Source organism: Massilia sp. Dwa41.01b (genome assembly GCF_014171775.1).
Lineage (GTDB): Bacteria > Pseudomonadota > Gammaproteobacteria > Burkholderiales > Burkholderiaceae_D > Telluria.
On record NZ_CP050454.1, the window covers coordinates 4,825,199 to 4,847,256 of the forward strand.

General features: G+C 66.7%; 17 protein-coding genes and 2 pseudogenes. 8 read left to right on the forward strand and 11 right to left on the reverse strand.

Annotated elements, in window-relative coordinates:
- Positions 1–1,047, reverse strand: coding sequence for a GDP-mannose 4,6-dehydratase (gene gmd, locus G4G28_RS22220; protein ID WP_182989972.1), 1,047 nt, complete (start codon positions 1,045–1,047; stop codon positions 1–3).
- 276 nt (positions 1,048–1,323) lie between these two features.
- Entirely contained in the window at positions 1,324–3,636 is a 2,313-nt protein-coding gene (locus G4G28_RS22225) for an NADP-dependent malic enzyme (protein ID WP_182989973.1), read from the reverse strand.
- A 181-nt stretch (positions 3,637–3,817) separates the two neighbouring features.
- On the opposite strand from G4G28_RS22225, the pseudogene thiL reads away from it, so the two are divergent.
- Positions 3,818–4,785: pseudogene (gene thiL, locus G4G28_RS22230) on the forward strand (thiamine-phosphate kinase).
- A 187-nt stretch (positions 4,786–4,972) separates the two neighbouring features.
- On the opposite strand, the pseudogene G4G28_RS29485 reads toward thiL, so the two are convergent.
- From G4G28_RS29485 to G4G28_RS22245, 4 genes and pseudogenes are all read right to left on the reverse strand, one after another.
- Positions 4,973–7,536: pseudogene (locus G4G28_RS29485) on the reverse strand (EAL domain-containing protein).
- Entirely contained in the window at positions 7,533–8,210 is a 678-nt protein-coding gene (locus G4G28_RS29490; RefSeq protein ID WP_374039752.1) for a response regulator, read from the reverse strand. Before G4G28_RS29490 ends, G4G28_RS29485 begins: the two are co-directional and overlap by 4 nt.
- Entirely contained in the window at positions 8,093–9,574 is a 1,482-nt protein-coding gene (locus G4G28_RS29495; RefSeq protein ID WP_374039753.1) for a histidine kinase dimerization/phospho-acceptor domain-containing protein, read from the reverse strand. Before G4G28_RS29495 ends, G4G28_RS29490 begins: the two co-directional genes overlap by 118 nt.
- Positions 9,571–10,152, reverse strand: coding sequence for a YfiR family protein (locus tag G4G28_RS22245; protein WP_182989974.1), 582 nt, complete (start codon positions 10,150–10,152; stop codon positions 9,571–9,573). Before G4G28_RS22245 ends, G4G28_RS29495 begins: the two co-directional genes overlap by 4 nt.
- A 296-nt stretch (positions 10,153–10,448) precedes the next feature.
- On the opposite strand from G4G28_RS22245, the gene G4G28_RS22250 reads away from it, so the two are divergent.
- The 5 genes from G4G28_RS22250 to G4G28_RS22270 all read left to right on the forward strand — a co-directional run bounded on the left by G4G28_RS22250 (position 10,449) and on the right by G4G28_RS22270 (position 15,492).
- Positions 10,449–10,931, forward strand: a complete 483-nt coding sequence (locus G4G28_RS22250; protein ID WP_182989975.1) for a CinA family protein — start codon at positions 10,449–10,451, stop codon at positions 10,929–10,931.
- Complete coding sequence (locus G4G28_RS22255; RefSeq protein WP_183107840.1) at positions 10,931–11,389, forward strand: hypothetical protein; 459 nt, start codon at positions 10,931–10,933, stop codon at positions 11,387–11,389. Before G4G28_RS22250 ends, G4G28_RS22255 begins: the two co-directional genes overlap by 1 nt.
- A gap of 159 nt (positions 11,390–11,548) precedes the next feature.
- Complete coding sequence (locus tag G4G28_RS29500; protein WP_183107841.1) at positions 11,549–11,887, forward strand: hypothetical protein; 339 nt, start codon at positions 11,549–11,551, stop codon at positions 11,885–11,887.
- A 60-nt stretch (positions 11,888–11,947) separates the two neighbouring features.
- A complete protein-coding gene (locus G4G28_RS22265) occupies positions 11,948–14,911 on the forward strand; it encodes a pitrilysin family protein (protein WP_229507778.1) in 2,964 nt (987 codons plus the stop codon).
- Positions 14,851–15,492, forward strand: a complete 642-nt coding sequence (locus G4G28_RS22270; RefSeq protein ID WP_229507779.1) for a bifunctional 2-polyprenyl-6-hydroxyphenol methylase/3-demethylubiquinol 3-O-methyltransferase UbiG — start codon at positions 14,851–14,853, stop codon at positions 15,490–15,492. Before G4G28_RS22265 ends, G4G28_RS22270 begins: the two co-directional genes overlap by 61 nt.
- Before the next feature lie 251 nt (positions 15,493–15,743).
- Here the strand turns inward: G4G28_RS22270 and G4G28_RS22275 are convergent, their stop codons facing one another.
- From G4G28_RS22275 to glf, 5 genes are all read right to left on the reverse strand, one after another.
- Positions 15,744–16,385: a DVUA0089 family protein gene (locus G4G28_RS22275; protein WP_182989976.1), complete on the reverse strand. Its 642-nt coding sequence runs from the start codon at positions 16,383–16,385 to the stop codon at positions 15,744–15,746.
- 237 nt (positions 16,386–16,622) lie between these two features.
- Complete coding sequence (locus G4G28_RS22280; RefSeq protein WP_183107842.1) at positions 16,623–18,068, reverse strand: TIGR01777 family oxidoreductase; 1,446 nt, start codon at positions 18,066–18,068, stop codon at positions 16,623–16,625.
- A complete protein-coding gene (locus tag G4G28_RS27670; protein WP_267875261.1) occupies positions 18,065–18,193 on the reverse strand; it encodes a hypothetical protein in 129 nt (42 codons plus the stop codon). The genes G4G28_RS22280 and G4G28_RS27670 overlap by 4 nt, the downstream gene beginning before the upstream one ends.
- 381 nt (positions 18,194–18,574) lie before the next feature.
- A complete protein-coding gene (locus G4G28_RS22290) occupies positions 18,575–19,117 on the reverse strand; it encodes a GbsR/MarR family transcriptional regulator (protein WP_182989977.1) in 543 nt (180 codons plus the stop codon).
- A gap of 181 nt (positions 19,118–19,298) precedes the next feature.
- The gene (gene glf / locus G4G28_RS22295; protein ID WP_182989978.1) at positions 19,299–20,453 is read right to left on the reverse strand and encodes a UDP-galactopyranose mutase; all 1,155 of its coding nucleotides are present in this window, start codon (positions 20,451–20,453) and stop codon (positions 19,299–19,301) included.
- 334 nt (positions 20,454–20,787) lie between these two features.
- Here glf and G4G28_RS22300 point away from each other — a divergent pair, with 334 nt between their 5' ends.
- The gene (locus G4G28_RS22300; RefSeq protein WP_374011272.1) at positions 20,788–21,105 is read left to right on the forward strand and encodes an ArsR/SmtB family transcription factor; all 318 of its coding nucleotides are present in this window, start codon (positions 20,788–20,790) and stop codon (positions 21,103–21,105) included.
- Complete coding sequence (locus tag G4G28_RS22305) at positions 21,102–22,043, forward strand: cation diffusion facilitator family transporter (protein WP_182989980.1); 942 nt, start codon at positions 21,102–21,104, stop codon at positions 22,041–22,043. The genes G4G28_RS22300 and G4G28_RS22305 overlap by 4 nt, the downstream gene beginning before the upstream one ends.
- Positions 22,044–22,058: the final 15 nt, after the last annotated feature.

Genomic DNA, 22,058 nt, shown 5'->3' on the forward strand with positions numbered 1-22,058 from the left:
TCAGAACGAGAAGCCCTGCTCGTTGCGGCGCAGGTCGGCCTCGACCATCATCTGGCACAGCTCTTCCAGCGTGGTCTTCGGCTCCCAGCCGAGCTCGCGCTTCGCCTTTTCCGGGTTGCCGATCAGGAGGTCGACCTCGGCCGGACGGTAGAACTTCGGCGAGACGCGCACCAGGGTCTTGCCGCTCTTCGTGCAGCGGCCGGTTTCGTTGTCGGCGCTGCCGCTCCACTCGAGGGCGACGCCGGTGCCCTTGAAGGCCATGTCGACGAAGTCGCGCACGGTTTCGGTGCGGTTGGTGGCCAGCACGAAGGTATCGGGCTGGTCGGCCTGCAGCATGCGCCACATGCCTTCGACGTATTCCTTGGCAAAGCCCCAGTCGCGCTTGGCGTCGAGGTTGCCCAGCTCCAGCACGCCGAGCTTGTTCAGGGCGATCTTGGCCACCGAATCGGTGATCTTGCGGGTCACGAACTCACGGCCGCGCAGCGGCGACTCGTGGTTGAACAGGATGCCGGACGAACCGAAGATGCCATAGCTCTCGCGGTAGTTGATCGTCATCCAGTGGGCGTACAGCTTGGCCACGCCGTAGGGGCTGCGCGGGTAGAACGGGGTGTCCTCGACCTGCGGGATGGCCTGCACCTTGCCGAACATTTCCGAGGTCGAGGCCTGGTAGAAGCGCACCTTCGGATTGACCAGGCGAATCGCCTCGAGCAGGTTGACGGCGCCCAGGCCGGTGATCGATGCGGTCGTCAAAGGCTGGTCGAAGGATACGCCCACGAAGCTTTGCGCGGCCAGGTTGTAGACTTCATCCGGTTCGGCGCTCTGGATCAGGCGCAGGCTCGATGCCAGGTCGGTCAAATCGTATTCCACCAGCGACAGGTTCGGATGCCCGCTGATGCCGAGCTCGTCGATGCGCCAGAAATTGGTCGAGCTGGAGCGGCGGAAGGTACCGGTGACGTGGTAACCCTTCTCGAGCAGCAGTTGCGCCAGGTAAGCGCCATCCTGACCGGTGATGCCAGTGATGACGGCTTTTTTTGTTGTTTTCTGCATGGTGTGGGAATTCCGGATGAGTATCAGTGCGCGACAAATATTTTTCTGACAACCCCATATTGTAACAGACGAGCTTTGCGCGCACGGCTGGCGCACGGCACGAAAACGGCCGCGACAGGCCAGGCATTATTGACCGAAATGCCAGGTCGACCGGACGGCGCTTACGGATTGTTACGTGTCCCGGCCAAAAAAAACAGGCGAGCACGCTCGCCTGTGAGGACCGCCAAGGGTCCATCGATGCGGCTGAACTTCCGGCAGTTCAGCCTGTCAATCGCGTCAGCGGTTCGACACGGCGTCGACCACGCACAGCGCCGTCATGTTGACGATGCGGCGCACCGTGGCCGACGGCGTCAGGATGTGCACCGGACGCGCGCAGCCGAGCAGGATCGGGCCGACCGCGATGCCGTTGCCGGCCGCCGTCTTGAGCAGGTTGTAGGCGATGTTGGCCGATTCGATATTCGGCATCACGACCATGTTGGCGTCGCCCTTCAGGGTCGAGTGCGGCATGATCTTGGCGCGCAGCTTGGCGTCGAGCGCGGCGTCGCCGTGCATCTCGCCGTCGATCTCCAGGTGCGGCGCCTTCTGCTGCACCATGGCCAGCGCGTCGCGCATCTTCTGCGCCGATTCGCTGTTGGAGGTACCGAAGTTCGAATGCGACAGCAGCGCCACGCGCGGGGTGATGCCGAAACGTTCGAGTTCCTCGGCCGCCATGATCGTCATCTCGGCCACTTCGGCGGCGTTCGGGTTCTCGTTCACATGGGTGTCGAGCATCGCCAGCTGGCGCTCGGGCGTGATGATGATGTTCATCGCCGCGTACACATTCGTACCCGCGCGCTTGCCCAGCACCTTGTCGATGAACTCGAGGTGGGTCCAGGTGGTGCCGTAGGTACCGCAGATCATGCCGTCGGCGTCGCCTTTGTGGATCATCATGGCGCCGATCAGGGTATGGCGGCGGCGCATCGCCAGCTTGGCCATGTCGGCGGTCACGCCCTTGCGCATCACCATCTGGTGGTAGGTCTGCCAGTAGTCGCGGTAGCGCTCGTCGAAGTCGGGGTTGATGACGTCGAAATGCACGCCCTGCTTCAGGCGCAGGCCGAACTTCTCGATGCGCTGCTCCAGCACCGCCGGACGGCCGACCAGGATCGGGCGCGCCAGGCCCTCGTCGACCACGACCTGCACCGCGCGCAGCACGCGCTCGTCCTCGCCCTCGGCGTAGACGATGCGCTTGACTTCGGCCTGGGCGGCTTTCGCCACCGAGAACAGCGGTTTCATGAAGGTGCCGCTGCGGTAGACGAACTGCTGCAGGCTCTCGGCGTACGCGGCCAGGTCCTCGATCGGCCGGGTGGCGACACCGCCGGCCTGCGCGGCCTTGGCCACCGCCGGCGCAATGTGGGTCAGCAGGCGCGGGTCGAAGGGCATCGGGATCAGGTATTCCGGGCCGAAGGACAGGTTATTGATGCCATAGGCCGAGGCCACGATGTCGGACTGCTCGGCGTGGGCCAGGTCGGCAATGGCGTGCACCACGGCGATTTCCATCTCGCGCGTGATGGTGGTGGCGCCGCAATCGAGGGCGCCGCGGAACATGTAGGGGAAACACAGGACGTTATTGACCTGGTTCGGGTAGTCCGAACGGCCGGTGGCGATGATGGCGTCGCTGCGCACGGCCTTCGCGTCTTCCGGCAGGATTTCCGGATTCGGGTTGGCCAGCGCCAGGATCAGCGGATTCGGCGCCATCTTGACGACCATCTCCGGTTTCAGGACGCCGCCGGCGGACAGGCCGAGGAAGATGTCGGCGTCGGGAATGACTTCCGAGAGGCTGCGGTGCGGCGTATCCTGGGCGAAGCGCTCCTTGTCCGGGTCCATCAGTTCAAGGCGGCCCTTGTAGACTACGCCGGCCAGGTCGGTGACATAGATGTTCTCGATCGGGAAGCCGAGGTCGACGATCAGGTCGAGGCAGGCCAGCGCCGCGGCGCCCGCGCCCGACACGACCAGCTTGCAGCTCCTGATGTCCTTGTTGACGACTTTCAGGCCATTCAGGATGGCGGCGCCGACGATGATCGCGGTGCCGTGCTGGTCGTCGTGGAAGACCGGGATCTTCATCCGCTCCCGCAGTTTGCGCTCGATGTAGAAGCACTCGGGCGCCTTGATGTCTTCCAGGTTGACGCCGCCAAAGGTCGGCTCGAGCGAGGCGATGATGTCGACCAGTTTATCGGGGTCGTTCTCGGCGATCTCGATGTCGAAGACGTCGATCGCGGCGAACTTCTTGAACAGCACGCCCTTGCCTTCCATAACTGGTTTTGAAGCAAGTGGGCCGATATTGCCCAGGCCGAGCACGGCGGTGCCATTCGAAATGACGGCCACCAGGTTGCCGCGCGACGTGTATTTATACGATGCCGCGGGGTCCTTGACGATTTCCTCGCAGGGCGCGGCCACGCCCGGCGAATAGGCCAGGGCCAGGTCGCGCTGGTTCAGCAAGCCCTTGATCGGGGTGACGGCAATCTTGCCCGGACGGGGAAACTGGTGGTATTCGAGCGCTGCAGCACGCAGTTGTTGGCGCAGTTCTTCTTTTTTGTCCGATGACGAGTCCATGCTAGTGCAGCCTTCCTGAAACTTAGAGGGGAGCCTCCAATTTTATCAGACCCACTCTTGCTACCGGCTACGTATTTTCCACGGTGGTTGGACCAGAAGCAAAGCTGATGGGAGCTGCCCGCATATAAGCAAAGCCTATGGGAGATGAGCGCAGGCCACGAGCGGACGGTAGAATGCACCCATGCTTTCCGAATTCGACCTCATCAAACACTATTTTCGACGCGCGCGTGCCGGTAACGCCGTGCTCGGCATCGGCGACGATTGCGCGCTGCTGGCGCCCACGCCGGGCATGCAGACGGCGATCTCGACCGACCTCCTGATCGAGGGCCGCCATTTCTTTGCCGGCGCCGATCCGCGCATGCTGGGCCACAAGTGCCTGGCCGTGAACCTGTCGGACCTGGCCGCGATGGGTGCACGTCCGGTCGGCTTCACGCTCGCGCTGTCCCTGCCGGGTGTCGACCAGGACTGGCTGGAAGAATTTTCGAACGGCCTGTTTGCACTCAGCGACCTGCACGATTGCGAACTGGTCGGCGGCGACACGACGCGCGGGCCGCTGGCCGTCTGCATCACCGTGTTCGGCGAGATCGCGCCCGGCCATGCGCTGCGCGCGCGACGCCGCCCGCGCCGGGCACGACATCTGGATCTCCGGCACGCTGGGCGACGCGCGGCTGGCGCTGGCCGGCTACTGGAAGGAACTGGCGCTGGCGCCGGACCAGTTGCTCGAAGCCGCGCCGCGCATGCACCTGCCAACGCCGCGCGTCGCGCTCGGACGGGCCCTGGCCGCTGCCGGTGGCCCACGCGGCACTCGACATCTCGGACGGCTTGATCGGCGACCTGCAGCACATCCTCGACGCCTCGCGCGTGGGCGCCACCCTGGAACTCGACCTGCTGCCCGCCGGCCCCGTGCTGGCGCGCCAGCCGCAGGCGCTGCGCCGCCGTTTCACCCCTGGCCGGCGGCGACGACTACGAGTTGTGCTTCACGGCGCCGCCGGCCCAGCGCGACGCGGTAATCGCCGCGGCGGTGTCGGCGAATACGCCGGTCACGCGCGTCGGCACCATCGACGCCGAGCCGGGATTGCGCCTGGTGGACGCGGCGGGCCAGCCGGTGGAGATGGACGTGAAGGGTGGGACCACTTCGGCGGGGAGTGAGCGTTTGTCGTACCGCGTGGGCACGGGGCGCCCACCCTACGGATCCCGGCTGTTCGTAGGGTGGGCGCTCCGTGCCCACGCGCAAACCAGCGGTCAGGTAGGGTGGACTCCCGAGTCCACGCGGTCGAGCGCCGGCATGGCGCACCGTTGGACAAGGTCACGATTGCCCGCACGACGCAGACAAGCCCTACCCCGCCCGCGGCACCTTGCGGTCGTCATACGGCCCATGCTCCATCCAGTAATGGCGGAACGCCAGCCGCACGTTGTCGCGCAGCTCGCTGTCGACCCAGGGCTTCGTATAAAACTTGTAGATCGAGCCGCGGTTGATCGAGTCGAGCACGGTCGTGATGCCGGTATAGCCCGACAGGATGATGCGCATCGTGTCCGGGTACATCTCCTTGACCTTGCTGAGGAATTCGGTGCCGCTCATGACCGGCATGCGCTGGTCGCACATCACCACCTGCACCCGGTACAGCGCCAGCAGCTCGAAGGCTTCGGCCGGCGTGGACGCGGTCAGCACGCGGTAGTTGTCGCGCCTGAACAGGCGGTGCAGTGCGCTGAGCGTATCGGGGTCGTCGTCCACCACCAGCAGGGTCTGGACATTGCTGTCGTCGGCGGCGGGTTTGCTCGGCGTGTCGCGGTTGTGGCGCACCAGCTGGGCCAGCTGCGAGGCCGGCAGCGCGCGCGAAAAGTGAAAGCCCTGGATCTCGTCGCAGCGGTGGCGGCGCAGGTAGGCCATTTGCGCGCGCGTCTCCACCCCTTCGGCCACCACCTGCATGTGCAGGCTGTGCGCCATGCTGATGATCGCCAGCGCGATGGCGGCGTCGTCGGGGTTGGTGACGATGTCGCGCACGAAGGCGATGTCGATCTTCAGTTTGTCGATCGGGAAGCGTTTCAAATAAGCCAGGCTCGAATACCCGGTCCCGAAGTCGTCGATCGCGATGCGGATGCCCAGGCCCTTCAAGCGCTCGAGCACTTCGATGGTGCGCTCGGCACTCGTCATCAGCGCGCTTTCGGTCAGTTCCAGTTCCAGCATGCCGGGATCGATGTCGTGGCGGCCGATCGCCGCGCGCACCACGCCTTCGAGGTCGCCCTCGACGAACTGGCGGCTCGAGACGTTCACCGCCACGCGCACCTCGCGCACGCCCGGGCGTTCCACTCGGCGATCTGGCGGCAGGCCTCGTCGATGATCCAGTCGCCGATGCGCACCACCATGCCCGTTTCTTCCAGCACCGGCACGAATTCGGCCGGATAGACGAGGCCGTGGCCCGGACGGTGCCAGCGCAGCAGCGCCTCGACGCCGCACACGCGGCCCGTGGACAACTCCAGCTTGGGCTGGTAGTGCAGCACGAACTGCCGGCCTTCGAGCGCGCCACGCAGTGCCAGCTCGAGGTCGAGCCGCGCCAGTACCTGCACGTTCATGCCGGCGGTAAAGAAGCGGTAACCGTCGCGTCCCGCTTCCTTCGCGCGCACCATGGCCGTGTCGGCGTATTTCACCAGGGTGCCCGGGTCGGTCGTGTCGTCGGGGTAGACGGCGATGCCGATGCTGGCGGTGAGCACCGCCTTCTGCCCGTTCAGGTCGAAGGGCGCGCGCAGCGCCTCGCGGATCTCGTTGGCGACATGCGCCGGTTCGTCCTGCCGCTCGCGCGTCATGTTGAGGATGACCGCGAACTCGTCGCCGCCCAGGCGGCCGACCGCGTCGCGCAGGTCCATCACGCGCACCAGCCGGTTCGAAAATTCGCGCAGCAGCTCGTCGCCCAGCGCGGGGCCCAGCGAATCGTTGATGATCTTGAAGCGGTCGAGCGTGATGAACAGCACCGCCACGCGCCAGGATTTGTCCCGGGCCAGCTCGATCGTCTCGCGCAGGTTCTGGAAGAACAGGGTGCGGTTCGGCAGGCCGGTGAGCGCGTCGAAACTGGCCAGGTGCTTCAGGCGGCGCTGCGCCTGCAGGCGCTCGCTGATGTCGCGTGCGACCGCGATCAGCAATTTGCTGGAGCCGGCTTCCTGCCACTGCCAGCTGATCTCGACCGGCACCGCGCCCTCTCCGCCCACGCGCAGCAGCTCGGTCTCGGCGATGTCGGTCTCGTGGGCGGCGGCGTTGGTGGCCATGTGGCGCTGCAGCTGCTCGGCCGTGGTCAGGCCCAGCGCCACCGGGTCGATGCGCAAGAGCGCCTCGCGCGAAAAGCCCAGCATGCGGCAGGCGCCGTCGCTGACGTCGACCAGGGTCAGGCTGGCGGCATCGATCAGGAAGATGCCGTCGGGCGTGGCATCCATCGCGGTGCGGAAGCGTTCCAGGGCCGCGGTGCGCTCGCGCACGGTGCGTTCCAGGCGCGCGCCGTGCTCGCGCGACTCGCGGTGCATCAGGCGCACTTCCAGCAGGTTGCGGATACGCGTGAGCACCTCGACGGTGTCGAGGGGTTTGCCGATGAAGTCGCGCGCGCCCGCTTCCAGGGCGGCCAGCTTCTTGTCCGGCTCGGCCGTCACCACCAGCACCGGCAGCCAGGATTCGCTTTCCAGGGGTTTGAGCGCTTCCATTACCTCGAAGCCATCCATGCCCGGCATGTGCAGGTCGAGGATGATCAGGTCGAAGCGGTACTTCAGGTGCAGCGACACCACCTGGCGCGGGTCGGTGGTGCTGTGCACGTGTTCGTAGCCACTGGTTTTCAGCAGGTATTCGAGCAGCTGCACGTTCACCGGCTGGTCGTCGACCACCAGCACCCGTGCGCGCCGCACGTCGGCAGGCGTGATCATGTAGCGACTCCTTTCGCCGTGCGCAGGTGCGCCAGCGTGCCGTCGATCGCCTCGTTGAACTTGTCGATGTCGATCGGCTTGGTCAGGTAGCGGAAGAAGCCCGCCGCCAGGCCGCGCTCGATATCGCTGGCCATCGCGCTGGCGGTCAGGGCAATCACCGGAATGTCGTGGGTGGCGGGATCGCGACGCAGTTCGGCCAGCACCTCGGCGCCGCTCATCCCCGGCAAATTCAGGTCCATCAGGATGATCTCGGGGTGCTGGGTGCGCGCCAGCGCCAGGCCGCGCGGACCATCAGCGGCGGCCAGCAGGCGCAGGTCGGAGCGGAAGCGCACAATCTCTTCGACCAGCCGCAGGTTGGCGGGATTGTCCTCGACATACAGCAGCAGGTGCGGCGCCGCGTCCGCGTGCGCCGGCGCGGCCGGCGGCGCCGGCAGGTGCGGGCCGGCCGCGCTGCCCTGCGGCGCGGCGATGCCCAGCTCGATCGAGAACACGCTGCCCACGCCCGGGCTGCTGCTGACGTCGATGCTGCCCTTCATCAGTTCGACCAGGCGGCGCGTCACCACCAGGCCGATGCCGGTGCCTTCCTGGGCGCCGGCTTCCTGGCCGAGCCGGTTGAAGGGCTGGAACAGGCTGGCCAGCTGCTCCGGACGCAGGCCCATGCCGGTATCCTGCACCGCGATGCGCAGCCGGTCGGGCGCGACTTGCACGCAGTCGAGCACCACGGCGCCGGCGTCGCGGTTGTACTGATCGCGTTCGACAGCAGGTTGAGCAAGACCTGCTTCAGGCGCGTGCGGTCGGCCTGCAGCACCGCGCCCACGCGCTCTGGGAAGAGCACGCGGATGCCGCGCGCCGCCGCCAGCGGTTCGATCATGGAGCGGCATTCGTCGAGGATTTCCTTCAGTTCCACCGGCTCCATCGACAGCGAGATCGTGCCCGACTCCACCTTGGCCAGGTCGAGGATTTCGTTGATCAGCGTGAGCAGGTGGCGGCCCGACTTCAGGATGTGGTTGGCGAACTCCTTCTTCTGCACGTCGCTGGTCGGCAGCGCTTCCGAGGTCAGGATCTGGGCGAAGCCGAGGATGGCGTTGAGCGGCGTGCGCAGTTCGTGGCTCATCGAGGACAGGAAGGCCGATTTCGCCTGGTTGGCGCGGCGCGCCTCGTCGATCGCGTTGGCCAGTTCGGCATTGGCCAGCGCCAGCTGCATCGTGCGTTCGTCGACCCGGTGCTCGAGCTGTTCGTTCAGGCGCATCACTTCCTGCTGGGCGCGCGAACGCTCCTTGGCCTCGCGCACGATTTCGCGGTTCGAGTCCTCGAGCTCGCGCGTGCGTTCTTCGATTTCGCCCAGCATGGCATTGAAGGAATCGGCCAGCTCGGCCGCCTCGTCGTCGCTGATGCGCGGGGCGCGGCGCGAATAGTCGCGGGTGGCGACGACGTCGCGCGCGATCTCGGTGATGGCGACGATGGGCGCGGTGATGACGCGGCCCATGCGCCGCATCAGCAGATAGGCGATCAGGAGCGCCACCAGCATCACGCCGAGCGCGATACCGAGGTAGTCGAGCGTGCGCGCCAGCAGCCGGTTCTCCGCGCGCAGGTAGACGGTGCCGACGGTCTCGCCGTTCTCGACGATGGGCCGGAACACCACGACGTGCTCGCCCTCGATGCGGGCCGCGGCCGGCTCGGGTCGCGCCGGTACGCTGGCGGCCGCGCCGCGCGCGGCATACGAGGCGAACAGGCGTCCGTGTTCGTCGTAGATGGCGGCCGTGTCCACCATCGGCCGGGTGCGCAGCAGCGCCAGGTTCTCGCCGGTCAGGCGGGCGTCGTCGAACGCCAGCGCGGCCGAACTCATGTGGCCGACCAGTTCGGCCTGGGTCGAGAGGTCGTTCACCAGCGCGCGGTGGTAGCTGCGCAGGTCGTAGCCGATCACCAGGCCCACCGACACGACAAGCGCGGCCAGGGTGGTGGCCATCACCACCCGCACCAGCTTGCGACGGATCGAGGTCGCGCCGCGCATGTGGCTATCCTCGCGCGGGACGTTCATGTGGTCCCCGTGATGCGCCAGGCGGCGGCCAGCATGCGTGCGCTGATCTTCAGGCCGCTCGGTGCGACTTCGCGCAGCGCGACCTCGAAGCGCAGCCGGTCGCCCATCAACACGAAGTGGATCATGCCGGCCGGCGCCTCGGGGGCGTCGCTGACGGTCAGCAGCGGCAGGCCGCGCGCGGCATCGAGGAGTTCGGCGCTGGCGGCGCGTTCCAGGTTGCCGACGTACAGGACCTGCAGGCCGGCAGGCGAGTCGCCGCGGCGCAGGCGGCGCACCGTCAACGGATGGCTGCCGACCTTGCGTCCCGCCACCATCTGCTCCAGTTGCTGCGCCAGTTCCTCATTACCGGCCACGCCGATGACAAGCGGGCTGTCCGCACGCGCGAATGCCGTGCCCGGCCAGTCGACGAAGCCGGCGAACTTGACGAGGTAGGCCGCCTTCAGCGCGCTCTCGACGCGCGCCGGCTGGGCAGCGGCGCACCCGGCGAGCAGCCACAGGACGAGCAGCAGCCAGCGCGCCGGATGCGCAGCACGGACGGCGAACGCCATCACGACCGCGCCGGCCTTTCGCGGCAGCACGTGAAATGTTCAGACAGCATGAGTTCAATTGAAAAAAAGAAACGCGGCGGAAGCCGCCGCGGTGAGGATAGCAGTCCGGCTTGCGGCCATGTCGCACGTAAAGTGCATACAAGACATTTCATGAACCGGAACGCCTGCAACTCTACCCGCTCGCGTGGTCTTTGGATAGCGCAGGATGGCAATCCATGCAAGTTTGCCACACCGGTCGCGGCCTCGTCGCGCTAGAATGAATCGTGGCGGCCGCCCGCTGCCGCCAGCGCCGGCGCTACCGGTGCGCTCAACCTGGAGGAGCTCCCGTGTCCAACGAATTGATCGAACTTGCTACGAAAGTGGGTGCGGCGCTGCAGGCCAAGCGCCTGATCCTTGCCACGGCCGAGTCGTGCACCGGCGGCGGCGTGTCGCAGGCCGTGACCGAGATTCCCGGCTCGACCGGCTGGTTCGAATGCGGCTTCGTCACCTATTCGAATGCCTCGAAGTCCGAGATGCTCGACGTGCCGGCCGCGCTGATTGCCCAATGCGGCTCGGTCAGCGAGGAAGTCGCCGGCGCGATGGCTGCCGGCGCGCTGTCGAACAGCGTGGCCGACGTGGCCGTCTCCACCACCGGCATCGCCGGACCGACCGGCGCCGTGCCCGGCAAACCGGTCGGCACGGTCTGCTTCGGCTGGGCCCGCGGCGAGACGGTCTATACGGAACGCCCGGTGTTCGCGGGCGACCGCCAGTCCGTGCGCGAACAGACCGTGATGCACGCGCTGCGCGGCCTGCTCCGCTTCATCGAATAGTGGCCAGCCGGCCGCCGGCACCCGGCCGCGCCGCCCGGGCGCTGGCCGCGTGCGCGCTCCTTGCGGGCACGCCGCTGGTGGCCCCTGGCGCCACGGCCGCGCCTGCCCCCGGCCAGGCGGCCATGCAAACCGTCTACGCCGTAGGGGACATTGCCCGCTGCCGCCATCCAGACCCGCGCTGGTCGGGCGCGGCCGACACCGCCGCCGTGGTCGCGGCCGGGCTTGCCGCGGACCCGGCGGCCGTGGTCCTGACCCTGGGCGACCATACCTACCCGCGCGGCACCGCGGCCGAGTTCACCTGGTGCTATGGCCCCACCTGGGCCGCTTCAAGGACCGCACCTGGCCGGCGCCGGGCAACCACGAGTACTACACGAAGGATGCAGCGCCCTACTTCGCCTATTTCGGCGCGCGCGCCGGACGCGGCTACTACAGCCTGCAGTTGGGCGCCTGGCGCGTGATCTCGCTCGACAGCAACCTGGCACCCGGCGCGCATGCGGCCATGCTGGCCTGGCTGAAGGAAGAACTGGCAGGCGCGCCCGCCGCCGCGGGCGCCCGAACCGCCCTGCACGCTGGCATTCTGGCACCATCCCCTGTACAGTTCGGGCGGGCACGGCAGCGTGCCGAAGATGCGCGAGGCCTGGGCCCTGCTGCACGCGGCCGGCGCCGAGCTGGTGCTGTCCGGCCACGACCACGATTACGAACGCTTCGCGCCCCAGGATGCGGACGGCCGGCGCGACCCGGGCGGTATCCGCCAGTTCGTGGTCGGCACCGGCGGCGGCCTATCCGACGCCCTTCCTGCGCCTGGCCGCGCACAGCGAAACGCGCGACGCCAGCCGCAACGGCGTCCTGCGCCTGCGCCTCTACCCGGGCGGCTACGACTGGGAGTTCCGGAAGCGACCGCGCCCCAGTTGCCGAACCCCTCGCCGCCCGACCACGGTAGCGGTCGCTGCCACTAAGGCCGCGACCGGCTGCCATTGAACCTTCATCACCTTGACCCGATTTCACCAGGAGCATCCATGAAAACCCGTCCGCTGTTCGCCGCATCGCTGCTGATGGCCGCCTTGAACGGTGCCGGCGCGCAGGCAGGCGGCGCCGGGGCGTCTGGCGTTGCCGCCGGCAGCGCTGCCAGCACGCCTGCGGGCACCAGCCTGCCCGGCATCCCGACCATCGCCTTCGACAAGTACACCCTGCCCAACGGCCTGCAGGTGATCCTGGTCGAAGACAAGCGCCTGCCGCTGGTGGCGGTAAACGTCTGGTACCACGTCGGCCCGGCCAACGAAGTGCCCGGCCTGACGGGCTTTGCCCACCTGTTCGAGCACATGATGTTCGCCGGCAGCAAGCACCTGCCGCGCGGCCTGGCCGACCGCCTGCTCGAAGGGGCCGGCGCCAGCGACAGCAACGGCAGCACCGACTACGACCGCACCAATTACTACGACACGGTGCCCTCGAACCAGCTGGAACTGGCGCTGTGGGTGCACGCCGACCGCATGGGCTACCTGCTCGACGTGCTCGACCAGAAGTCGCTGACCAACCAGCAGGACGTGGTGCGCAACGAACGGCGCGAAACCGTCGAGAACGAACCCTACGGCATCGTCGAAGAAGCGCTGAACCACGCGCTGTTCCCCGAGGGCCACCCCTACCGCGCCTCGGTGATCGGTTCCCACACCGACATCCAGAATGCGAAACTGGCCGACGTGCGCGATTTCTTCACGCGCTACTACGGCCCCAACAACGCCAGCATCGTCATCGCCGGCGACATCGACAAGGTGAAAACGCGCGCCCTGGTGGCGAAGTATTTCGGCGGCCTGCGCCGCGGCCCGGCCGTCGTGCGCCCGACGGTTGCCACGCCGCCGATCACGGCCGAGAAACGCCTGGTGGTGCCGGACCGGGTCGAACTGTCGCGCCTCTACATGGGCTGGCTGACGCCGCCCGCTTATAAGCCCGGCGATGCGGAACTCGCCGTGCTGGCGCAGATCCTGGCCGGCGGCAAGTCCAGCCGCCTGTATAAATCGCTGGTGTACGACCGCCAGATCGCCCAGGATGTCGACGCCAACCAGGATTCGCGCGCGCTGACCTCGACCTTCCTGATCGAAGTCACCGCCCGCACCGGCCACACGCCGCGCGAACTGGAGGAAGCGATCGACGAGGAGCTGAAAGCCCTGCGCGACAAGGGCCCGTCCGAGCGCGAAGTCGAACGCGCGCGCAACCAGATCGAGACAGCGATGATCAGCTCGCTGGAAAAGCTGGGCGGCGACGGTCTTGCCGATCAACTGAACCATTACAACCAGTACACGGGCGACCCCGGCTACCTGACCGAGGACGTGGCGCGCCTGCGCCGCATCACGGCGGCCGACGTACGGCGTGCCGCCCACACCTGGCTGCAGCAGCATGCGCGCGTGCTGGTGTCGGCCGTGCCCGGCACGCCGGAACTGCCGCCCGATCCGCCGGCGCCGCCGCCGCCCAAGGCACGTCCTCGCGCCGGGGCCGCGGGCATCAACGAAGCCGAGGCCTGGCGCGCGCGCATGCCGAAGGCGGGCCCGGCGCCGCGCATGGAGCTGCCGCGCGGCGAGTCGTTCAAGCTGGCCAATGGCCTGACCGTGATCCACCACTACAACCCGGCGCTGCCGCTGGTGGCGGCGGAACTGGTCATCAAAAGCGGTTCGGACGCCAATCCGATTGGCCTCCCCGGCCTGGCCGGCTTCACGGCGCAGATGCTGACGGAAGGGACGGCCACGCGCAGCGCCCCGGGCATCGCCGATGAAATCGCCCAGCTCGGCGCTTTCCTCGATACCGACAGCGGCACCAGTGCCTCGACGGTGTCGCTGCTGGCGCTGCGCGCCAACTTCGGCGCGGCGCTCGACGTGCTGGCCGACGTGGTGCAGCACCCCGCTTTTCCGAACGCGGAAGTGGAACGCCAGCGCGCCAGCCGCCTGGGCGACCTGATGCAGCAGCGCGACGAGCCGGAAATGGTGGCGGCGGTCGCCGCGGCCGGCGCCCTGTACGGTCCGCGCCACCCCTACGGCTACGGCCAGCTCGGCACCGAACCGGCGATCCGCGCCGTCACGCGCAACGATGTATTGTCGTTCTGGCGCCGCCACTACGTGCCCGGCAATGCCGCGCTGGTGGTCTCGGGCGACATCTCGCGCAAGGAATTGACAGCCCTGGCCGAGGCGCGCTTCCTCGGCTGGAAGAGCGCCGAAACGCCGTTGCCGGCGCCGGGTACGCCGGAAACGACAGGAGCGCGCGTCGTGCTGGTGGACCATCCCGGCGCCGGCCAGACCGCGCTGCGCCTGACCCGCATCGGCGCCGCACGCAGGACACGCGACTTTCCGGCGCTGGAAGTCATGAACGCGGCCTTCGGCGGCCTGTTCACCAGCCGCATCAACCAGAACCTGCGCGAGGACAAGGGCTATACCTATGGCGTCTACTCGGGCTTCCGCTACGACCGCAGCGCCGGGCCCTTCATCGTGGCCGGCAGCGTGCGCGCGAACGCCACCGGCGCCGCGATTTCGGAACTGCTGCGCGAAGCCCAGGGCCATGTTCGACAAGCCGCTCGGCGCGGCCGAACTGGCGGGCGCGCGCAACGCCCAGCTGCTGTCGCTGCCCAACCATTTCGAGACCAACAGCGACATCGGCGCCAGCCTGGCCGAGACCTTCCTCTTCGACCTGCCGCTGGACTACTACAATGCCCTGCCGGCGCGCCTGGCCGCCGTCACCGCGGCCGACGTCCAGGCCGCCGCGCGCCGCTACCTCGACCCGCAGCGCCTGGTCGTGGTGGCGGTGGGCGACCGCAAGCGCATCCTGCCGCAATTGCGCAAGCTCGATCTCGGGCCGGTCGAAGTGCGCGACAGCGAAGGGCAATTGCGGCCCGACAGTGCGGTGGTGAAGGCGCCGGCGGCCGCGCGCAGGCGGAACTAGCATGCACGAGCGCAGCGGCAGCGGCAGCGACAGCGGAGGCGGCGATTCCGGCGGCGAACTGAGCGACGCGCGCATCCTCGCGTCGTGGTCGCACAACGTGGCGCCCTGGGTGGACGCCGTGCGCAGGCAGGAAATCGCTTCGCGTGCACTGGTGACGGACGCCGCCATCGTCGCGGCCGTGCGCGCACGCTCACCCCGCACCGGCGTCGATCTCGGCTGTGGGGAAGGCTGGCTGGTCAGGGCACTGCCAGAGGTGGAGATGGTCGGGGTCGACGCGATTGCCGCCCTGGTCGAGTCGGCACGGGCCGCGGGCGGCGGCGACTTCCGCCAACTTGCCTACGAAGACATCGCAGCGGGTGCATTACAACTGGCGGCCGATGTTGCCATCTGTAATTTTTCGCTCATCGGCAAGGAAGCCACCGAGGGCCTGTTGCGGGCGGCACCGGGCTACCTGCGCCCGGGCGGCACCCTGATCGTGCAGACCGTGCATCCGCTGATGGCATGCGGCGACGCGCCCTACCTCGACGGCTGGCGTCCTGGCAGCTGGGCCGGTTTCAGCGACGCCTTCCGCGATGCGCCGCCATGGTACTTCCGCACGCTCGGCAGCTGGGTCGCCCTGTTCGCCGGAGCGGCTTGCGCCTGACCGAACTGCACGAGCCGCTGCACCCGGACACCGGCAAGCCGGTCTCGCTGCTGCTGGTGGGCGAACTGCCCCTCTGAGCGCTGGCTGCCGCCATGGCGTTCGCCTGGCGCGCGGCCGCTGCCTGGTTCACGCTTGCCCGGTTCCATGAAAAACGGCCCGGTCCTTGTGGCGACCGGGCCGTTCAGTGCGAGCAGGGCAAGTAATCCGTCACCAGACGGGATGGCGCGCCCGGCGCAGGGGCACCTCGGCAATCAAGCCTGGGCTGCCTTTTTCGATTTGCGGCGTACGGCCATGCCGGCCAGGCCCAGGCCCAGCAGCGCGAGGCTGGCTGGCTCCGGCACTTCGCTGACGCCGACTTCACGCACGTTCGACAGCTTGCCGTTGGCCGCGGTCATGGTCAGGCGCCAGGCGCCGAACTGTTCGATGCTCGGGGAGTATGGGCTGAAGATGGTGTTCTTCGAATAGCCCTGCAGAGCCGAAGCGAAGTCGTAACGGAGTTGGCCGATCGAGATCATGTAGGTACCGGCACGGTCGAACGTGTACTGGATCGTCGAGTCGTAGCGATGCACGGAGCCGTCGCCAAAGGTTGCGCCCGAATCGTCGTTCTCGACCAGACGGGTGGTGCCGTCAAACAGGACCATGTAGTTGTCGAAACCGGTGATCTTGCCGTCGCCGTTGAGGTCGACGCCGGTCGCTTCCCACACCAGCGAATCGAAAAAGACGTTGGTACCGGCCGTCACGTCGAACACGACGCGCGACACCTTCAGGTCGTCCACGATACCGTCGGCGTCGCCGTCGATGGTGCGGATGGTGCCGTTGATGACGGCAGCGCTCGCGCCTGCCGAGAGGGTCATGCCAGCTGCGAGCAGCAAGGCGGTCATATATTTATTCATTGTTCAGGACTTCACGATTAGGATTGGAGATTCCCTTTTAGCAATTATTGTGCCAAGGAAAAATATTGATAAAAATCAATCCTCTAGAAAACGCCGCGCTGTCCTCTAAATAACAGGTGTAAATATTCTCGACAACCAAGTGTTACATCGTGCGCGTGGCACCGCAAATAACGAGCCCGTCCTGAAACCGGCGTCAAGGCTGCGGGCGCTTGGCGAACGTTCAGCCGAATGGGAGTTTCAGCCTGCCAGGCTGCGCAGGGCGCCTTCCAGATGCGGATAGCGGAACGAAAAGCCGCCCGCCAGCAGGCGCTCGGGCAGCACGCGTTGTCCTTCCAGCAGCAGGTCCGCCTGCTCGCCAAGCACCGCACGCATCGGCAGGCCGGGCGTCGGGAAGCCGAATGGACGCCGATGCACCCTGGCCGCCGTGCGGCCGAACTGCGCCTGGGATACCGATTCGGGCGCGACAAGGTTGAAGGCACCCCCTTCACCCCTGCGTGCCAGGTGGCCCATGGCCGCAATCACGTCGTTCACATGAATCCATGACAGCCACTGGCGGCCATCGCCCAGCGGGCCACCGATCCCCAGCTTTACCGGCAACAGCATCATCGGCAACGCACCGCTGCGGCCCAGCACCACGCCGATGCGCATACGGGCGACCTGGACACCGAAGGCCTGCGCCCCTCGGGCTGCCTCTTCCCATTCGCGGCACAAGTCCGACATGAAGATCGGCTGCGGCGGTGCGTCCTCGGTCAGCGCCCGGTCGTCGCCGCGCGCCTGCACGCCGTAGTAGCCGATCGCCGATGCCGACAGCAGCAAGGCCGGCTTGTGCTCGGCCGTGGCGATCCAGTCGACCAGTTTTTGCGTCAGGCTCACCCGGCTGCGCCGCAGCACTGCGCGCCGCCCGGCGCTCCAGCGCCAGCCGAGGACAGGCGCCCCGGCCAGGTTGACGACCAGGTCGAACCGGCGCGAGCGGGGCAGCGCATCCATCGACGCTATGCATTCGATGCGGCCATTGAACATCCATGCCGCCGCCCTGGCCTGACGGGTGAGCACGGTCACGCGATGGCCATCGGCCAGCAGGGCGGCGACCAGTTTCTGGCCGATGAAGCCGGTGGCGCCGGTCACGAGTACCTCCCGCGGCGTATCGGCAAAGCGCACAGGCTCGGCCGGCTGCTCCGCCTGTTTGCCGAGCGCCCGCGCTGCCAGGCCATCGCGGACACCGGACACGCCCACCCCGATGCCGCACAGTCCCGTGAACACGGAGAGCAGGCCATGCGGGTGCCAGGCCAGCGCCGTGGGTTGCGCCAGCCAGCCCGGCGCATTCAAGGCCAGCAGCGCGATGAAAGCGCCGCCATTCATGGCCAGCACCGTGTGCGTGACGCGCTCCGTCGCGGGGAGCAGGCGCGTACGGTCTTCCACCACGAAGTCCCACAGCGTCAGCGCGATCTCCACCGCGAATACGGCCAGCAGCACGAGGGCCCACAGGCCGTGGAACTCCCAGGCCGCCAGGCCGATGAACAGGGCGCTGTAGATGAGTGCGCGCACCGCGTGGATGCCCAGCTCCAGGCGCGCGCTCGCCCGCTTGGGCAGCGCCTCGGTGAGTTCATGGTGAAACAGGGTGTCGAAGGCGCCGAGGCAGCCCTGGGCCGCCAGCAACCCCAACGCCAGTGTGTGGGTATTCATGCTGTCACCTCGTGCTTGTTGTCGCGGCGGTCATGCACGAACAGGTAGACCAGGGGCGGGAGCATGGCAACGAGGGCCAGCGTGTCGAGCCATACATGGGACCAGCAGCCGGCCTGCAGCGACACCGCGATGTCCTGCGGCGCCCACAGTACGAGGCCAGCGCCCAGCGCGACCCAACGAACGGCAGGCGCCCGCGCGCACCCAGCCACACCGGGCGCCCATCCAGACCGCTGCAGCCTGCACGGTGGCGCCGAACAGGGCCATCCACCACAGCTGGTGCGAACGTGCGGCTGGCGGCGCCGCGGGGCCGTAGAAGGCGGCTTCGATTCCTGCGTGATAGCCGTCCAGCAGGGGGTGGGCGGCAACCCAGGGCAGCAGCAGGCCGACGAGCAGGTGCAGCGCGACGGCCGCATATAGCCAGCGGATCGACCAGGTCCGCAAGCCGGCACCGGATCGGGTGCGCGCGGCAGGGAAAGGCGCGGCATGCATGGCGGAGGGTGCGGGCATCATGTGGCGCTCCTGTCGTCCGGGCCGAGAAAGCGCGCGACCTTGCCGCCCATTTTCAGGAAGCGCTGCAGCGTGGCCGGCGGCAGGTGCTTGTAGTCCTCGTAGGTGGTGGTGAGCATGTCGAGGAAGCCGAGCACTTCGTGAATGCGCGCGAGTGAGCCCTCCTCCATGCCCGGATCGCCCTCGCCTTCGATGGCGCACTCGCGCAAGACCGTCAGGGTGGGATCGATTTCGCGACGCTTGCGCTCCTCGACGATGACACGGAAGATTTCCCATACGTCCTGCAGGGCGACGAAATGGTCGCGCCGGTCGCCCATCAGGTGGGTCACCCTGATCAGTTTCCAGCTTTGCAGCTCGCGGATGCTGTTGCTGACGTTGGAACGTGCCACACCCAGCGCGTCGACGATGTCGTCGGCCGAGAGGGGGCGGTTGGCCAGGAATAGCAAGGCGTGGATTTGCCCCACGGTGCGATTCACGCCCCAGCGGGCGCCCATCTCGCCCCAGTGCAGGACAAACTTCTGTTCGGTTGGGCTGAGTGCCATGATTTCTCTTTCTTCGCTAATTTCTGTTCATACAGAAATTTACGAAGGAATGCTGCCTTTGTCAAGGTATCAAGCTTCGCTCGACCGCAGAAATGACAATGCCCGCTGCACGGGTGGTGCGGCGGGCATTGCGGCTGTCGGGGGTCCCGGCAGCGACGGCGGCTTGTCGGTTGTCCCGGAATCAGCCCAGCGGATTGATCGTGAACGCCGGCATGGCCGACTTGTCGCCGGCGCAGGCCAGGAACTTGTCCGAGGTGATCAGCGCCTCATTGATCGTCACGTCCATGTCGAGGTAACGATAGGTGCCCAGGCGGCCCACGAAGGTGACGTTGGTTTCCTGCTGCGCGAGATTGATGTAGCGCTCGAGCTGCTCCTTGTCGCGTGCCATGCGGATCGGATAGTAAGGGATATCCTTCTCTTCGCACTGGCGGCTGTATTCCGCGTACATGATCGACTTCTCGTGCTTTTCCCACGGCGAGAAGTGTTTGTGTTCGGTGATGCGGGTATAGGGCTTTTCGTTGTCGCAGTAGTTGATGACCGCATTGCCCTGGTAGTCGCCGGTGTCGCGGAAGGTTTCGAAGTCGAGCGTGCGGTAAGGCAGGCGGCCTTCGGCATGCTTGAACCAGGCGTCGATCGGGCCGCTGTAGAAGACGTGGTCGTAGTCGGCTTTCAGGTCCGGGTCGAAACGGGTGTTCAGGTGCACGGTGATGCCCGGCACGTCGAGGATGTTTTGCACCAGTGCGGTGTAGCCCTCTTCCGGCATGCCCTGGTATTTGTGGCTGAAATAATTGTCGTCGTAATTGAAGCGCACCGGCAGGCGCTTCAGGATGCTGGCCGGCAGTTCGCTCGGCTGCAGGCCCCACTGCTTGACGGTATAGGTCTTGAAGAAGGCTTCGTAGAGCTCGCGGCCGACGAAGCGCAGCGCCTGCTCCTCGAAGGTTTGCGGGTTCTCGATCGACTTGTCGCCCAGCGACTGCAGGAAGACTTCCGCCTCGGCCGGACGCAGGGTCTTATTGAAGAACTGGTTGATGGTCAAGAGGTTGATCGGCAGGGTGAAGACCTTGCCGTTGGTGATCGCCTTGACGCGGTTCACGTAGGGCATGAAACGGCTGTAGCGGTTCACGAACTCCCAGGCGCGCTCGTTATCGGTGTGGAAGATGTGGGGGCCGTACACGTGCAGCATGACGCCGGTTTCGGCGTCGCGTTCCGAGTGGCAGTTGCCGGCAACGTGAGGGCGGGATTCGAACACCTCGACCTTGTAGCCTGCATGGGCGAGCTGGTTGGCGATCACAGCTCCGGAAAAGCCCGCGCCAACAATGGCGATATTCTTTGTCATGTATCTATCCTAACGAATGAGTTATCTCAGGGCGTAACCGGCCCAACGGTTGACCAGTCCTCAACGGTATTCGCTCTTTTTATCGTGTAACAATCGCGAACCACGGAATACTTTTTGTGAGCAACAAATGCTGAGCATGGGAAAGTTTTTGATATTTTCATGCGTCATGCGGGCACTAAAATGTTTGCTAGCTCACAAAATTAATACACCGACAATTATAAAGCGCTCTCCAATTTGGCCCCCGTTCGATAGACACGGGAAATGCCCCTTAAGCAACAGCTTGCTCAGCCCCTTCTTTTGGTCTAACATGTGAACAACTCTTCACATGTTAATGATGAACTTGCCCGACAATCCCGACCATGCCGTCGCCCAGGTGGCGGACCTGTTTCACCTGCTCGGCGACTCGACCCGGCTGCGCATCGTGCTGGCCTGCCTGGCCCAGCCGACCGCGGTAGGCGACATCGCCGCGGCCCTGTCGCTTTCCAGTTCGCTGGTCAGCCACCACCTGCGCCTGCTGCGGGCAGCGCGTATCGTCAAGGCCGAGCGCCAGGGCAAGCAGGTATTTTATTCGGCTGCCGACGCCCACATCAGCACCCTGCTTGCGAACATGTTCGAACACATCGCAGAACCTGCCAACGGAACCGACCCATGAGCCACGACCATCACCACCACGATCACGGCCATGGCCACGGTCATCACCATCACCACCACCCGGTGCCGGGCCACGGCCGCGCCTTTGCGCTGGCGATCGGCGTCAACTCGGCCTTTGTCGCGATCGAATTCGTCTACGGCTTCCTCGCCAACTCGACGGCGCTGATGGCCGATGCCGGCCATAACCTGTCGGACGTACTCGGCCTGATCCTGGCCTGGGGTGCGGCGGTACTGGCCAAGCGCGCACCGAGCGCGCGCTATACCTATGGCCTGCGCAGTTCGTCGATCCTGGCGGCGCTGGCCAATGCGATCCTGCTGCTGCTCGCCTGCGGTGCGATCGCCTGGGAAGCCATCCACCGCTTCACGGCACCACCGGCCGTGGAAGGCATCACGGTGTCGGTGGTGGCGGCGATCGGCGTGGCCATCAATGGCTTCTCCGCCTGGCTGTTCATGGCCGGCAGCAAGGGCGACCTGAACGTGCGCGGCGCCTACCTGCACATGGCGGCCGATGCGGCCATTTCGCTGGGCGTGGTGGTTTCGGGCCTGGTGATCATGGGCACCGGCTGGACCTGGCTCGACCCGGCGGTCAGCCTCGTCATCGTGCTGGTGATCGTGGCCGGCACCTGGTCGCTGCTGCGCGAGTCGACCGGGCTGATCATGGCCGCGGTGCCGGACAGCGTCGACGCCGGCGCCGTCCACGGTTTCCTGGCCGGGCGCCGGGGCGTGGCGGAAGTGCACGACGTGCACATCTGGGCGATGAGCACGACCGAGACCGCGCTGACGGCCCACCTGGTGATGCCAGGCGGCTATCCCGGCGACGCCGTGCTCGACGACATCGTCGCCCACCTGCGCGAGGATTTCGCCATCCACCACTGCACCTTGCAGGTGGAAGAAGGCACGACGCGCCACGGCTGCGCGCTGGCGGAACAGCACGCATGAACAGCCACGGCTGGG